The 13,890-nt window shown below is 60.0% G+C and carries 10 protein-coding genes; 8 read left to right on the top strand and 2 right to left on the bottom strand.

What is annotated here, in order from left to right; translation table 11 throughout:
* Positions 1–50: 50 nt before the first annotated feature.
* From modA to PD282_RS14760, 4 genes are all read left to right on the top strand, one after another.
* Entirely contained in the window at positions 51–953 is a 903-nt protein-coding gene (gene modA / locus PD282_RS14775; RefSeq protein ID WP_274651426.1) for a molybdate ABC transporter substrate-binding protein, read from the top strand.
* Between the two features lie 15 nt (positions 954–968).
* Positions 969–1,625 carry a molybdate ABC transporter permease subunit gene (gene modB, locus PD282_RS14770; RefSeq protein ID WP_274651425.1) on the top strand — a complete coding sequence of 219 codons (657 nt, stop codon included), beginning with the start codon at positions 969–971 and terminating at the stop codon, positions 1,623–1,625.
* Between the two features lie 263 nt (positions 1,626–1,888).
* Positions 1,889–2,785: a helix-turn-helix domain-containing protein gene (locus PD282_RS14765; RefSeq protein WP_274651424.1), complete on the top strand. Its 897-nt coding sequence runs from the start codon at positions 1,889–1,891 to the stop codon at positions 2,783–2,785.
* A gap of 277 nt (positions 2,786–3,062) precedes the next feature.
* Positions 3,063–3,932 carry a sugar phosphate isomerase/epimerase family protein gene (locus PD282_RS14760; protein ID WP_274651423.1) on the top strand — a complete coding sequence of 290 codons (870 nt, stop codon included), beginning with the start codon at positions 3,063–3,065 and terminating at the stop codon, positions 3,930–3,932.
* 53 nt (positions 3,933–3,985) lie between these two features.
* Here PD282_RS14760 and PD282_RS14755 read toward each other — a convergent pair whose 3' ends face one another.
* Positions 3,986–4,786: a sugar phosphate isomerase/epimerase family protein gene (locus PD282_RS14755; protein WP_274651422.1), complete on the bottom strand. Its 801-nt coding sequence runs from the start codon at positions 4,784–4,786 to the stop codon at positions 3,986–3,988.
* A gap of 711 nt (positions 4,787–5,497) precedes the next feature.
* Here PD282_RS14755 and PD282_RS14750 point away from each other — a divergent pair.
* Complete coding sequence (locus PD282_RS14750; protein ID WP_338045193.1) at positions 5,498–7,555, top strand: acyltransferase family protein; 2,058 nt, start codon at positions 5,498–5,500, stop codon at positions 7,553–7,555.
* A gap of 622 nt (positions 7,556–8,177) precedes the next feature.
* Here PD282_RS14750 and xerS read toward each other — a convergent pair.
* Positions 8,178–9,260 carry a tyrosine recombinase XerS gene (gene xerS / locus PD282_RS14745; protein WP_274651421.1) on the bottom strand — a complete coding sequence of 361 codons (1,083 nt, stop codon included), beginning with the start codon at positions 9,258–9,260 and terminating at the stop codon, positions 8,178–8,180.
* Positions 9,261–9,436: 176 nt separating this feature from the next.
* Here xerS and PD282_RS14740 point away from each other — a divergent pair, with 176 nt between their 5' ends.
* The 3 genes from PD282_RS14740 (at position 9,437) to PD282_RS14730 (ending at position 13,890) form a co-directional block, all read left to right on the top strand.
* The gene (locus PD282_RS14740; RefSeq protein WP_274651420.1) at positions 9,437–10,183 is read left to right on the top strand and encodes an SDR family NAD(P)-dependent oxidoreductase; all 747 of its coding nucleotides are present in this window, start codon (positions 9,437–9,439) and stop codon (positions 10,181–10,183) included.
* A 159-nt stretch (positions 10,184–10,342) separates the two neighbouring features.
* Positions 10,343–12,103: an ABC transporter ATP-binding protein gene (locus PD282_RS14735; RefSeq protein ID WP_274651419.1), complete on the top strand. Its 1,761-nt coding sequence runs from the start codon at positions 10,343–10,345 to the stop codon at positions 12,101–12,103.
* Positions 12,100–13,890: an ABC transporter ATP-binding protein gene (locus tag PD282_RS14730; protein ID WP_274651418.1), complete on the top strand. Its 1,791-nt coding sequence runs from the start codon at positions 12,100–12,102 to the stop codon at positions 13,888–13,890. The genes PD282_RS14735 and PD282_RS14730 overlap by 4 nt, the downstream gene beginning before the upstream one ends.

Genomic DNA, 13,890 nt, shown 5'->3' with positions numbered 1-13,890 from the left:
GCCGTTTAGCGAAAGCAAAGCGATCTAACCGGAAATTCGGAGGGGAACTCATGTTTAAACGTGCAAAAGGCAGTATCTTATTGATCGCGTTTATCGCCGCAGCTCTCGCGTTCGCAGGCTGCGGAGCGAGCAATACGGGGGGCGGCGCGCTAACCGGGAATGCCGGCGGAGCGGGGAAAGCGCAAGGCTCAATCGCGGCGGGCGGGCCATCATCGAATGGCGCGGGCACGAACGAGACAAACGGGAAACCCGCGGAAACGGTGGAGCTGACCGTTTCGGCCGCGGCCAGCTTGACCGATGCGCTCAATGAAATCAAAACGGCCTACGAGGCCTCTCATGCCGGTATCCGTATCAACTTTAATTTCGGCGCGTCCGGCGCCCTGCAGCAGCAGATCGAACAAGGAGCGCCGGCGGACCTGTTCCTTTCGGCCGCAACGAAAAACATGAAGTCGCTGGTGGACAAGCAGCTCATCGATACGAACCATGAAACGAACTTGCTGAACAACGAGCTGGTCGTCGTCGTGCCGGCCGATGGGGCTGCGGCGATCGCAAACGAAGCGGATTTGACGAAGGCGAGTGTGCGGAAGATCGCGATCGGCATCCCGGAGAGCGTCCCAGCAGGCAATTATGCCGAGGAGTCGCTGATCAGCGCCAAGCTGTGGGAAACGCTGCAGAAGAAAACCGTTCAAGGCAAAGACGTCCGGCAGGTGCTGCAGTACGTCGAAACGGGGAATGCCGACGCCGGCTTCGTGTACAGGACGGACGCTTTGACATCTAAGAAGGTGAAGGTCGCCTTTTCCGTCGATCCGAAAAGCTACTCGCCGATCGAGTACCCGGCCGGGATCGTCAAAGCGACGAAGCACAGCAAGGAAGCCGAAGATTTCTACTCGTATCTCCAGTCGGATGACGCTCTAAACGTATTCGTCAAATACGGCTTTTCGATTCCGAAGTAACCGGCGTCTACAATGATGAACTGGAACGATTTTTGGTCCCCGGTCCGGCTGTCGCTCCAAATCGGCTTACTGTCGAGCATCGCGGCGCTTGTCGCGGGAACGGGCATTGCCTGGCTGTTGTCTCGCCGGGCATTCCGAGGAAAGCTGCTGGTGGAAACGGCGCTGATGCTGCCGCTTTTGCTGCCGCCGTCCGTCGTCGGCTTTCTGCTCCTCGTGCTGCTTGGCCGGCGAAGCTGGGCCGGGCGTTTCATTGAGTGGCTGTTTTCCGCGCCGATCGTGTTTACCTGGTGGGCGGCAGCCGTCGCCTCGTGCGTGGTCGCTTTTCCGCTCGTCTACCAGACGATGAAGACCGGCTTCGCTTCGGTCGACCGAAATCTGGAGGACGCGGCGCGGTCCATCGGGGCCGGCGAATGGCAGGTGTTCCGGCATGTTACCCTTCCGCTGACCTACCGGCCGCTCCTGACCGCGTATATTCTCGGCTTTGCGCGCGGCCTCGGCGAATTCGGCGCCACCCTGATGATAGCCGGCAACATCCCGGGCAAGACGCAAACGATTCCGACGGCGATTTATATCGCGGTCGATGCGGGGAATACGACGATGGCCTGGGCTTGGACGGGTTCGATCATCGTCATTTCGTTTCTGCTGCTGCTGGTCACCGGCCGCAAGTCGTAAACGGCTCATTGGCGATTCATCCGCGGCGGCAGATTTCAAGATGGCACTCAGGGCCATCTTTTTTCTTTTTTTGGGCCTCGAAAAAGGAATGGAAGGCGCGAATGCGAGTCATAGCCCGGCTCCCGCAGGTAGCTGATGAACATGCGGGATTATTTTTATTGATGTTCGCCGGAATACGCAGGACTTTGCCATGCCGTTTTCGAAAAGGAACAAGAGACGATTTCCAAGGCCGCTCTTTGACCTTGCAGGTGCAGGAGGCTGCGATGACCGCTCCGTTCATGCTTCGTTACGAATACCGCAAGAGCTCGCCGGCCAAGGCGCTGTGGCTGCAGTCGCACGATCATTTCGAAATTTTTTATTTCCACGAAGGGCAGGGCGATTATCTGATCGGGGATCAAATCCATGCCCTTCAGCCGGGAACGCTTATCATTATGCACGGGCTAACCCCGCATTCGCCAAGCAGCTTGGGCGAGCACCCGTACGTCCGCTCGCTCATTAATTTCGATCCGGCGTACGTCCGCACGGCGTCCCGGCAGCTGTTCGAGGTTCACGTGCTGGAGCCGTTCGAAAAGCTGTGCAACCATGCGGTCCGTCTGCAAAGCGGTCAGCAGAAGGAGATGGAGGAGCTGCTGGCCAAAATGAACGGGCTGTACGGCAGGGAGGGGGCCGCCGCCTATGACCGGTTCCGGCTTGCTTTTCTCGATGTGTTGTTATTCATCTGCGATGTGCTGCGGGAGCCCGTCAGACAGAACCGCGAGGAGCGGCAGCAGCCGCACGTTCGCGATGTCCTGTCGTACCTGGAGGAGCATTTCCGCGAGGACGTCACGCTCGAAAGGCTGGAAAACAGCCTCCACCTGAACCGTCATTATCTCGCCCGGACATTCAAGAAATGGACCGGCACGACGATTTTTCACTATTTGTACCGGAGGCGGGTCAATCAGGCGAAAATCGACTTCCTGCTCCAGCCGGACAAGACGGTGACGGATGTCTGCTTCCAGACCGGCTTCAAGAACGTTTCGCATTTCAGCCGCGTGTTTAAGGAGCACGAAGGCGTCGGCCCGGAGCAGTTCCGGCGAAGCATGATGCGGATGTCCGCCGGCGGTGCCGATAAAGTCAATCTCAGCAAAACGGCCGGCCCATTTTCATCAACGAGGCAGTAACGGGTCCCGCTCGCCGTTTGCTATGGTGGGAAAGAACGCGATTGCCTGACTGCAAAAGCCGTCTTAATCGTTGAAATGGTGAAGCGCATCGATTTGCAGACCTAAGTGAGGAAGAACCGATGGGCAGCAAGCGTGATCGTTACCGGGAGGAAGAAACGAAGGGCAGCAAGCGTTCTCGTCTCCGGCGAGTTCGCGCTTGAAGGCCGTCAAAGGAAAAGGTGTCCCGGGCCGCGGGCTGCAGCCTGCTTGGCGCCGCAACGAAAGGAGAGCCAATACGATGAGTGTTAAACTTGGCATGCGAATTCCGCCGAAGATCGGCGCGGAAGGGATCGAAAAGGCAGCGGTATGGGCGAAGGAAGCCGGACTCGACGTTCTCGACGTGCCGCGGCTTAATCCCGAGGTGAAGGAGGCGTGCGCAAAGGCCGGCATCGGGATCGGATCCGTCGACGCGGCGGGCGTAGGCCGTCTGCTGAGCCGTGACGAAAGGCGCCGCGCCGAAGCGGCCGCCTCCATCAAGGAGCAGATGACCGCGATGTCGCAGCAGGGCGGGAGCGTCATGTTCATGTGTCTCGTACCCGAGGACCCCGCGCTGCCGCGCAAGGAAGGGTTCGCCATCTGGAAGGAATCGTTCCCGGACGTCGTCCGGCATGCGGAAAGCTGCGGCGTTTACATCGCCATCGAAGGATGGCCGGGTCCGGCGCCGCATTACCCGACGCTCGGCTGCACGCCCGAAATGTGGCGCGCGATGTTCGAAGCGGTTCCGTCCAAGCACTTCGGTCTCAACTACGACCCGTCCCATCTGGTGCGGCTAGGCATTGATTATATGCGCGCCCTGGACGAATTCGGCGAGCGCGTGAACCACTGCCACGGCAAAGATACGTCGGTGATGGAAGAGGAGCTGTACGCTGTCGGCGTGCTGCCCGCGACGTTCGGCGAGAAATACGCTTTTTCGGAAGGCTCCTGGCGGTACACGGTTCCCGGGCGCGGCGACGTGGACTGGGGCAAGGTATCGGCAGGGCTGAGCCGGCTTGGCTACGACGGCGCAGTCAGCATCGAACTGGAGGATCACGATTACTGGGGCTCGCTCGAGGCGGAGCGACAAGGCATCATTGCCGCCGCCGAGCATCTGGCCCGTCATTTCCGCTGAGCGGCAAAACGGCCGTCCGCCAATCGATCGACGATTGCGCAGACGGCCGTTTTTTATTTTCCTTCGAAGCGGGCTTTAAATGTTTGCGCCATCCAGAGGCAGACGTCCCATAAATCGGCGACGGGCTGGTTCGTAAACGGCAGCGTGTGCAAATAGCCCGGCGGCCCGAATTCGGGCGTGAAGGTGACGAATTCGGCGCCGGCCTTCCGTTTCTCCTCCACGATCCGGTCCCACCAGCCGAGATGGCGGCTGAGCTCGCGGGAATATTCGGGGGCGCGCGGGTCCGGCACCTGCGGCCCTTCGGCATAACCGACCCGGCCATGAATGTGAAGGACGCGCGGGAACGCCGCCTCCAAATGCGCCTCCTGGTTGTCCAGCGTCGATTCGCAGACGCAGCACCAATGGCTGAAATCCGCCGTCAGCTTCATTCCCGGAACCTCGCGCAGGACGCGGGACGTATCCCACGGATTGAATAAGGCTCGTCCGCGATGCGTCTCATGGCCGACCGGAATGCCGAGCCCGCGTTCGATTTCCGCCGCTTTGCGGAAAAAAGCGACCTGCTCCTCGACAGGCATGCTGTCTGATACGCTGTGCGAGGTAATGCTGAGCGGCCGAAAATCCGCCGCCCGATTGACCTGCCGTTCGAAGGAGTCTAAGTGTTCATCGCCGGCCGTGAACACCATCGCGATATAATCGAAGCCGTACGACCGCAGCAGGTCGCGGAAACGCTGCTCATCCTCCGCCGCAGGCAGCGGCGCTTCAACCCCGTCGTAGCCCGCTGCGGCAATTCGTTCGAACTGGCTCTCGAGCGAGCCGTTCATGCCCCACAGCGCTTTAATCAGTTTCAATTTCATTGTCAAATCCTCCTTGTCCTGTATCATTCCGCCCCTTCCGGGCGGGCAGGCAGACGTCCAAATGAGAAGAAGTCCAATAGGCAACTTATACTTTCTTATATTTAAGTGCGGTCCGCCATGGAAAAAATCGAACGAATGATGGATAAATTTGATATGGAAAGGGTTCCGAAGGTGATAAAAATTAATGCCATTAATAGTATAGGTCATAAACGATCTGCGCAGCGTAGCAGCCGTGAACTTCGATACATCAGGGGATAGGAGGCCTGCGTAAGGGTTCGGCACACCGGCGGTGGAATGATTTCGGGCTTAACGTGATGTTTGCAGGACGAGTCGAAATTATAGACGGCGGCTTGTCGTTTACTGCCTGTCATCCAGGTCCCGCTCCCAAAAAGACCCGCTGCCGGGCAAGCTGCAGTCTGCAAAGCGGCTTCAACGAGCGGGAGGCGGTACGGCGTCGATTCGGCGCCGTTACTGTCGAGTTTCGCGCTTTCCCAGGAAATTGATCGCCGAATCATCGCAAGCTTGAAGGCGTTACCTTTTTGTAAATCTTCTTGTTCCGAAGCGTGCTAAAGTTGGTTTTGCCGAAATGAACGGCGTCATTTCAAACGGAATAGGAAGTGCAGCAGTATGAACAGCCTCCCCAAAGACAGCAAAAGCCGGCCGAAACCGCTCGGTGCGGGCAGCCATTGGTCAAAGGCGGTGCGATTTCAATTGCCCAAATCGAGAACGGCGGAGATGCAAGCGTCCGACCAGCCGTCTTCGGAACCGGAACGCCGGTATATGCCGGGGCTCGACGGGCTCAGAGCGCTCGCCGTGCTGGCCGTTATCTTCTATCATCTGAATTACGGCTGGGCGCCCGGTGGATTTCTCGGCGTGGCTGTCTTTTTCGTCCTGTCGGGCTACCTGATTACGGATTTGCTGGCGGCGGAATGGCGGGAGGCCGGGCGGATCGATTTGAAGCGCTTCTGGGTGCGCCGGTTTCGCCGGCTCGTGCCCGCGCTTGTCGTCCTTCTTGCGGCGGCCGCGGTTTGGGAGGCCGCATTCGAGCAGCCGGGGCTGACGGCTCTGATGCAAAATGCGTTGTCCGCGCTGCTGTACGTGAACAACTGGTGGCTCATTGTTCACCAGGTTTCTTACTTTGAGAGCTTCGGTCCGGCATCGCCGGTCGGCCACCTGTGGTCCTTGTCGGTAGAGGAGCAGTTTTACCTGCTGTGGCCGTTTCTGCTGTTGGCCGGGTTCCGCTTCATCCGCCGCCGCGGCCTGCTGCTGGCGGCAATTGTCCTGCTGGCCGCCGGGTCGGCTGTGCTGATGGCAGGGCTGTACCAGCCCGGTTCGGACCCCAGCCGCGTCTATTACGGAACGGATACCCGGGCTTTCGGGCTGCTCATCGGCGCGGCTCTTGCCGTCGTTTGGCCGAGCCGCAGGCTCGGCAGTACCGTTTCGGCCGGCGTCCGTAAGACGGTCGATGCGGTTGGGACGGCCGGCCTGCTCGCCGTGCTGCTGATGATGTGGCGGATCGACGAGTATAACGATTTTCTGTACCGAGGCGGCTTTGTAGTATTGTCTGTTTGTACGGCCGCAGCCGTCGCGGCGATCGCCCATCCGGCAAGCCGGCTTGGCGCGTTCATGTCGTGGAAGCCGCTTCGTTGGATCGGCGAACGTTCTTACGGCATTTATTTGTGGCATTATACCGTGATTGTGGCGACGAGCCCGGCCGTCAACACAAATGGCGTCAATGTGCCGCTCTCGCTGCTCCAAATTGCGGTCAGCTTCGGGCTGGCGGCACTGTCGTACCGGTATATTGAACGCCCGATTCGAAACGGCGCGTTAAAGGGGCTGCGGCGGCGAATGACGGCCGCCTGGAGGGGCGCCCGTCCCGCAGCGAAAGGAAAAATGACCTATGCATCCGCGCTCTGCCTGCTGATGATCTGCCTGATCGGCGCGGCTTGCAAGGATTCCACATCGCCGGCTCAAGCAGCTTCGAATCCGCAAACGCCGGTCATGTCCGGCGACGGGCAGCAAGCGGCCGGTGAGCCGGCAGCCCGGAACGGTCAGCCGGGTAGCGGCGAATTGCCGGCGCAATCGGACGCAGCCGACCAGCCGGGCGGCGGTGAAACGCCGGCGCAATCGGGCGGTGCCGGTCAGCCGGGCAGCGGTGCAACGCCGGCGCAATCAGGCGCTGCGGGCGCCAGCCCGGGCTCGGCCCAAGCGGGGACCGGTGCGCCCCGGCAAGGCAGAGACGGCGGGCCGAACCAAGGCGCGGCCGGTACCGGCGCCGCAGGCAAGCCTGCGGCCAAAGCGGGTGAAGGAGTTACGGCGATCGGCGATTCCGTGCTGCTCGGCGTATCCAAACAGCTGGAGAAGCGGCTTCCCGGTATCGTCGTCGATGCCAAAGTCGGGCGGCAAATGACTCAGGCAGCCGACGAACTGACCAGGCTGAAGGCGGAAGGGAAGCTGGGCAGCCGCGTCATTATCGAGCTTGGAACGAACGGGCCGTTCGCCAAAAAGCAGCTCGTCAAGCTGCTGGACGCGTTGAAAAGCGCCGATCGGGTGCTGCTCGTCAATACCCGCGTCCCCCGCAAATGGCAGGACGACGTGAATAAGTCGCTGAAGTCGGCAGCGGCGGATTATCCGAACGTAAAGCTGGTCGACTGGTACGCCGCGAGCAAGGGCCATGACGCGTTTTTTACCCGCGACGGGGTTCATCTGCAAACGGACGGCGCCAAGTTTTACGCCGCCATGCTGGCCGATGCGCTGCAGCAGGAATAGGCGAGCTGCGGCAGACGCGACGCTGCAGCATCTTGCAGCATTGCGGTGAAGCCGAACACCGCGGGCATACATCCGCGAAGTGCTAGACGCTGCGGTTCATATGCGGAACCGCCATGCCGCGAGTACGCTCGAGAGAGAGCCGAACCTCGACAATGACAAGACCAGGGAGCACGCTCCCTGCCTTGTCATTTTTGTTTCGAGCGTTCATCCACGATCCGCCTTTTATGGTATAATGTTGAACATTCGCAGTTTCTTCCGATGCGGTATACATTCAACAGGGAGCAAATGGAATGGGCATAGCGACAGTCGCTGCCGGACAATGTCCGATTTTATCGAAACCTCGGATACGAAATCACCGAGCGGCACGAGTATCCGGAAAAAACGGATGGCTGGTATACCATGCGCAAAACGCCGCTGTAGGACAAGCGAGAATTCGAACACATGCCGGCTAAGTGCCGAGAACAAGCCGCCGGCACCGACGTACTATTTAGCATTCGCCAATCGGCTCATGCCTTAGATTGGTCCCCACTCCGAGACGAGCTGAGCGGAGACAAAAAAAAGGGCCGCTCACGCGGCGCTCTCCTTGGCCCGGCTCAAGCAGCCTAAAGCAGGCATTTTCTCATTACGCATCCTTCGGCCGGTCGATCGCTTCGGCCATCGTTTTATCGGTCAAATGCGCGTAAATTTGTGTCGTTTCGGGCGAAGCGTGCCCGAGCTGCTCTTGCGTTTTGTACAGATCGTTGCGCAAATAGTAGTCGGTTGCGAACGAGTGGCGCAGCTTATGAACGGACAAATACGGTTTGCCGAAGCGCCTGGCGTATTTGACGACCATTTCCTGCACGGCCCGTTTGGTCATGCGCGTGCCTTCCTTTTTCCCGTTGGCCAGCGCAAGGAAAAGGGCCTTTTCCCGCTTCGGGGCTTTGTAGCGCGATTCCCGCTCGGACAGGTACCGCTGCAGCTCAAACACCGCCTCCTGACGAAAATAAACCGGCGTCTTGAACGTGTCGTCGTTGCTGCCCTTCCGGTATACGTATACGAGTCTTTTTTTCAGATCGACATCGTCGACGTTCATGTTCACGAGCTCCGACACGCGCAGCCCCGAGTTGAGGATAAGGCTGATGATGCACGTGTCCCGTACGCGATTGTGCATATAAGCGTACGCCGCCTGCTTGTTGCCTTCGATTTCCGTGCCGTAATCTTCGTTTATGTAACGAATGAATTCGTCGATTTCCTGCTCCTGCAGCAGCTTGCCCTCGAGCTTGGCGGCCGTATCCTTCGGCTTGTGCGTCCGCTTGATCGACACCTTCGCCATCACGTTGCGCTTCAGCAGCGGATAAAAGTTGTCATCCTCGGCGATTTGGCTCAAATAATGAAACAGCGAGCGGAGGGAAGAGAGCTTCCGCGAAATTGTCGTTTTGTTGTTCGCGTGGTCCGGATGGACGGTAAGAAACATTTTATAGTTGTCGATGCTGTCCATATGCAGCCTCTCCAGCTCCTCGAGCCGGATGTCCCGCATCGCCGGCCCTTCGGCCAGTCCTTCCGCCAGCATCCAGGAAAAAAACGTCTCATAGTCCCGCACGTATTCGAGCAGGGAAGAAGGGGACAGATCGGGCAGCTTATATTGAATAAATTTCTCGACGTACCAGGGCATCGAGGGCGTCCGCCGGTCCAGCTCCTGCCGGTCCTTCACCTTGATGATGTTCACGCTAAAATCACCTCGCAGTCGTTGACGTTCGAACCGATCGTCTGTCGTTTTATTTTACCCGAGCGGGCCGGGGATGTAAATCGCCGCATGGAACGTTTGTTCTTGTGGCCGGACAAAACTGTGCTAAAATGGGAAGAAGCTGAAATACATATCCTAATGACGGAGGCGGAACAGGGATGACCTACAACGGAAAAACAGTACTGATAACGGGGGCGGCCGGCGGGATCGGCTCCCGTTTGTCGCAGGCGTATGCCGCCGAAGGCGCGGACGTCGTGCTCACCGACCTGGAATCGTCCGGCGGTTCGGCGCTGGCGCAGCGGATTGCGGCCGGCGGCGGTTCGGCGCGGTTTATTGCGGCTGATTTGACCGATCCGCAGCAGATCGAAAAGCTGTTCCAAACGATCGATTCGCTGCATGGCGGAGTCGATATTCTCATTAACAATGCCGGGAAAGGCATTTGGAAATCGCCGCTCGAGCTGTCCGTGGAGGAATGGGATCAGGTGCTCAATCTCAATTTGCGGGGGACGTTCCTGTGCTCGCGGGAAGCCGCGAAGCGGATGAAAGCGCGAGGCGGCGGACGCATCGTCAATATCGCTTCGACCCGCGCGTTCATGTCCGAGCCTTTCGGCGAGGCGTACGGCGCTTCGAAAGGCGGCATCGTCGCTTTGACGCACGCGCTCGCCGCATCGCTCGGCGGATTCGGCATCACCGTGAACAGCATCAACCCGGGCTGGATCGAAACCGGCGATTACGAAGCGCTCCGGAAGGCCGATCACGAGCAGCATCCTGCGGGCCGCGTCGGCCGCCCCGAAGATATTGCCCGGGCGTGTCTCTATTTGACGGCGCCGGGCAACGATTTTGTGACCGGTACGAACGTGACGGTCGATGGCGGCATGACCCGCAAAATGATCTACGAGCCGTAAGCGGCGCCCCGGCATGCCGTCACTGGCGCGATCATGAAACCCGGCGCAGTGGCGACCATACCCGGGCAGACAGATCCAACGGATAATCGAACGTTATCGCACTAAAATTTAATGAGGCAAATCTTTAATGGCATGAAGGATCGGAGGCGACGTTCGTTTATGGGGCGGGAAACGAGAAGCAATTCCGTGCATCATTACCGCAGTCTGCTGCAGCGCTACCTGCTCCCGCAGCGGAAGGCGCTGATCGGACTCGGCATCCTGCTGTTTGTTTCGATCGGCATGCAGCTGATCAATCCGCAAATTATCCGCTATTTTATCGATTCCGCCCAGTCCGGGGGGAATTTGACGCCGCTAGCTGCGGCAACCGGGCTGTTCATCGGATTTTCGCTGATCCAGCAGGTACTTTCGGTCGCGGCGGCTTACGCCGGCGAAAATATCGGCTGGAAAACGACGAACGAGCTGCGCAGCGATCTGGCCGCCCACTGCCTGTCGCTCGACATGACGTTTCATAAAGCGCATACGTCGGGCGCGATTATTGAACGGGTGGATGGCGACGTCAATGCGCTCGCGAATTTTTTCTCCAGCATGATCGTCCAGCTGCTCGGCAACCTGCTGCTCATGGTCGGGATCGTCGTGCTGCTGTTTCGCGAGAACTGGATCATCGGCACGGCGATGGCGGGCTTCGTGGCGCTTGCCGTTTTTCTTATCCAGTGGGTTCGCCGGTTCGCCGTTCCCGTCTGGTCGCAGTGGCGACAAGCGAACGCCGACTTTTACGGCTTTATCGGCGAGCAGCTCGACGGCACCGAAGATATCCGGGCGAACGGCGCTTCGGGCTTCGTCATGGGCCGGTTCTTCGACATGCTGCGCCGCATGCTGCCGCTGCGGGTCAGGGCCTTCCTCGGCTTCGCGGCGATGTGGAACACATCGATTCTCGTCTTTGCGGTCGGCAATGCGCTGGCGTTTGCGATCAGTGCGTATTTGTGGCGAAAAGGAGCGGTTTCGATCGGAACGGTGTACCTGATCTTCTACTATACGGAGCTGCTCTCCGCGCCAATCGAGAAAATCCGTACGCAAATCGAGGATCTGCAAAAGGCGGACGCCAGCATCTCGCGCATCCGGCAGCTGTTCGCGACGACCGCGCGCGTTGCGGACGGGCCAGGGACGGCGCTGCCTGCCGGTCCGCTTGCCGTCCGGTTCGACGGGGTATCGTTCGGCTATGACGACGATGAAATGACGCTGCAGCGGCTTTCGCTGAATTTGGCGCCGGGCGAGGTGCTCGGGCTGCTTGGCAGGACCGGAAGCGGCAAAACGACGCTTGCCCGCCTGCTGCTTCGTTTCTATGACCCGCAGCTTGGCTCCATCGAGCTTGGCGGAACGGACATCCGCCAGTGCAAGCTGAAGGAGCTGCGCTCGCGGGTGGCGATGGTGACGCAAAACATCGAAATTGTTCAAGGATCCGTGCGCGACAATTTGACCTTCTACGACGATTCCGTCCCGGACGACCGCATCGTCCGGGTGCTGGAGGAGCTTGGCCTCGGCGAGTGGCTGGCGTCGCAGCCCGACGGCCTCGATACGGAGCTCGCATCGGGAGGCGGCAGCCTGTCGGCCGGCGAGGCGCAGCTGCTTGCGTTCGCCCGCGTATTTCTGGCCGATCCGGGGCTCGTGATCATGGACGAAGCGTCCTCGCGGCTCGACCCGCTGACGGAGCAGCGGATCGAGCAGGCGGTCGGCAAGCTGCTTGCCGGCCGTTCCTGCATCATGATCGCGCACCGGCTGGCAACGGTACAGCGAGCCGATTCGATCGTCATCCTGGAGGATGGACGAATCATCGAATCCGGCAAACGCGAACGGCTTGCCCGCGATCCGCACTCCGTTTTCTCCCGCATGCTTGCAACCGGTCTCGAGGAGGTGCTGGCGTGAACCCGTTTCGTTTTCTATGGCGGATGATCCGCTTCAGGCCGGGACTGTACGGCATCAATGCTTTCGCCTGGGTGATGATCGCGCTCGCCCCCGTCGTTCCGGGCCTGCTGACGAAACAGTTTTTCGATTCGCTGACGGGGAGCTCGACGCTCGGCTTCGGAACCGGGAGCATCGTCGCCCTGCTGATTGGAGCGGCGGTCGGCCGGGTAGCGCTCATTGTGTTCGGCTTTATTACGGACGTTCATTTCCGTTTCCGGATGGGCATGCTCGTTCGCCGCAATTTGCTGGAGCATGTGCTTGGGCAGCCGGGCGCGAGGGCGATCCCGTGCTCGCCGGGCGAAGCGATCAGCTACTTCCGGGACGATGTCGATCAATGCGAGGAAGCGGCGAGCTGGTCGGTCGATACGCTCGGCATGGTGTGCTTTGCCGCGGTTTCGAGCTTCATTCTGGTGCGCATCGACGCGCAGATGACGCTGCTCGTGTTTTTGCCGCTTGTGCTCGTCGTGACGGCGGCGCAGCTGGCCACGTCGCGGCTGCAGAAGTACCGGGCGGCGAGCCGCGAGGCGACGGCGCGCGTCACCGGGGCGATCAGCGAAATGTTCGCGAATGTGCAGGCAATCCAGGTGGCTGGAGCGGAGGCGAGAGTCATCGACCGGTTCAAACGATTCAGCGAAGACCGGCGGAAAACGATGCTGAAGGACCGACTGATGGGGGATGCGCTGACGTCCGTATTTGCCAACTCGGTCAATCTCGGGACGGGGCTGATCCTGCTGCTGGCCGGCCAGAAAATGCGCAGCGGCGCCTTCACGGTCGGTGATTTCTCCCTGTTCGTGTATTATCTGACCTTCGTGACTCAATTTATTACGAACGCGGGGCGGTTTATGGCCTATTTCAAGCAGATGGGCGTCTCGCTCGTCCGGCTTGCCGAGCTGCTTCAGGGAGCGTCGCCGGATAAGCTGACCCGGTTTGCGGCACTTCCGTTGAAGAAAGGCGGGCGCGGACAAAATGCCGCAGAAGCGTCTCGCGCCGTTTCCTCCGCAGCAGGCGAGTGGCTTGATACGCTGGAGGCCGAAGGACTCACCTATCGTTTTCCCGAAACGGGGCGCGGCATCAGCGGGATCAATTTGCGGCTGGAAAAAGGGTCGTTCACCGTCGTTACGGGGATGATCGGCTCCGGCAAAACGACGCTCGTCCGCACGCTGCTCGGCCTGCTGCCGAAGGACGGCGGCACGATCAGGTGGAACGGGAGCCTCGTGGAGGATCCCGCCTCCTTTTTCGTCCCGCCGAGAAGCGCGTATACGGCGCAGGTGCCGCGTCTTTACAGCGACACGCTGCGGAACAATATTTTGCTCGGTCTTGGCGGCGGAGACGACAGCCGGCTCCAGCTCGCCATTCATTCCGCGGTGATGGAGGACGACATCGTTCGGCTCCGGGACGGCCTCGAAACGATGATCGGCCCGCGGGGCGTCAAACTGTCGGGCGGGCAGGCGCAGCGGACGGCGGCGGCACGGATGCTGGTCCGGGATGCCGAGCTTTACGTGTTCGACGACTTGTCGAGCGCGCTTGACGTCGAGACGGAGCGGAAGCTTTGGGAGCGGCTGTTCCGGGAACGCGGCGGCGCAGCCTGCCTCGTCGTATCCCACCGCAAGGCGGCGCTCATGCACGCCGATCATATTATCGTAATGAACAACGGCCGGATTGAAGCGGAAGGTTCCGCGGAACGGCTGCTCGCAGTCAGCCCGTCGTTCCGTAAGCTTTGGCACGGAGAGAACGAAACGGCAGGTTAA

The sequence above is a fragment of the Paenibacillus humicola genome (genome assembly GCF_028826105.1).
GTDB lineage: Bacteria > Bacillota > Bacilli > Paenibacillales > Paenibacillaceae > Paenibacillus_Z > Paenibacillus_Z humicola.
This window is presented reverse-complemented; position numbering and strand designations above follow the sequence as displayed.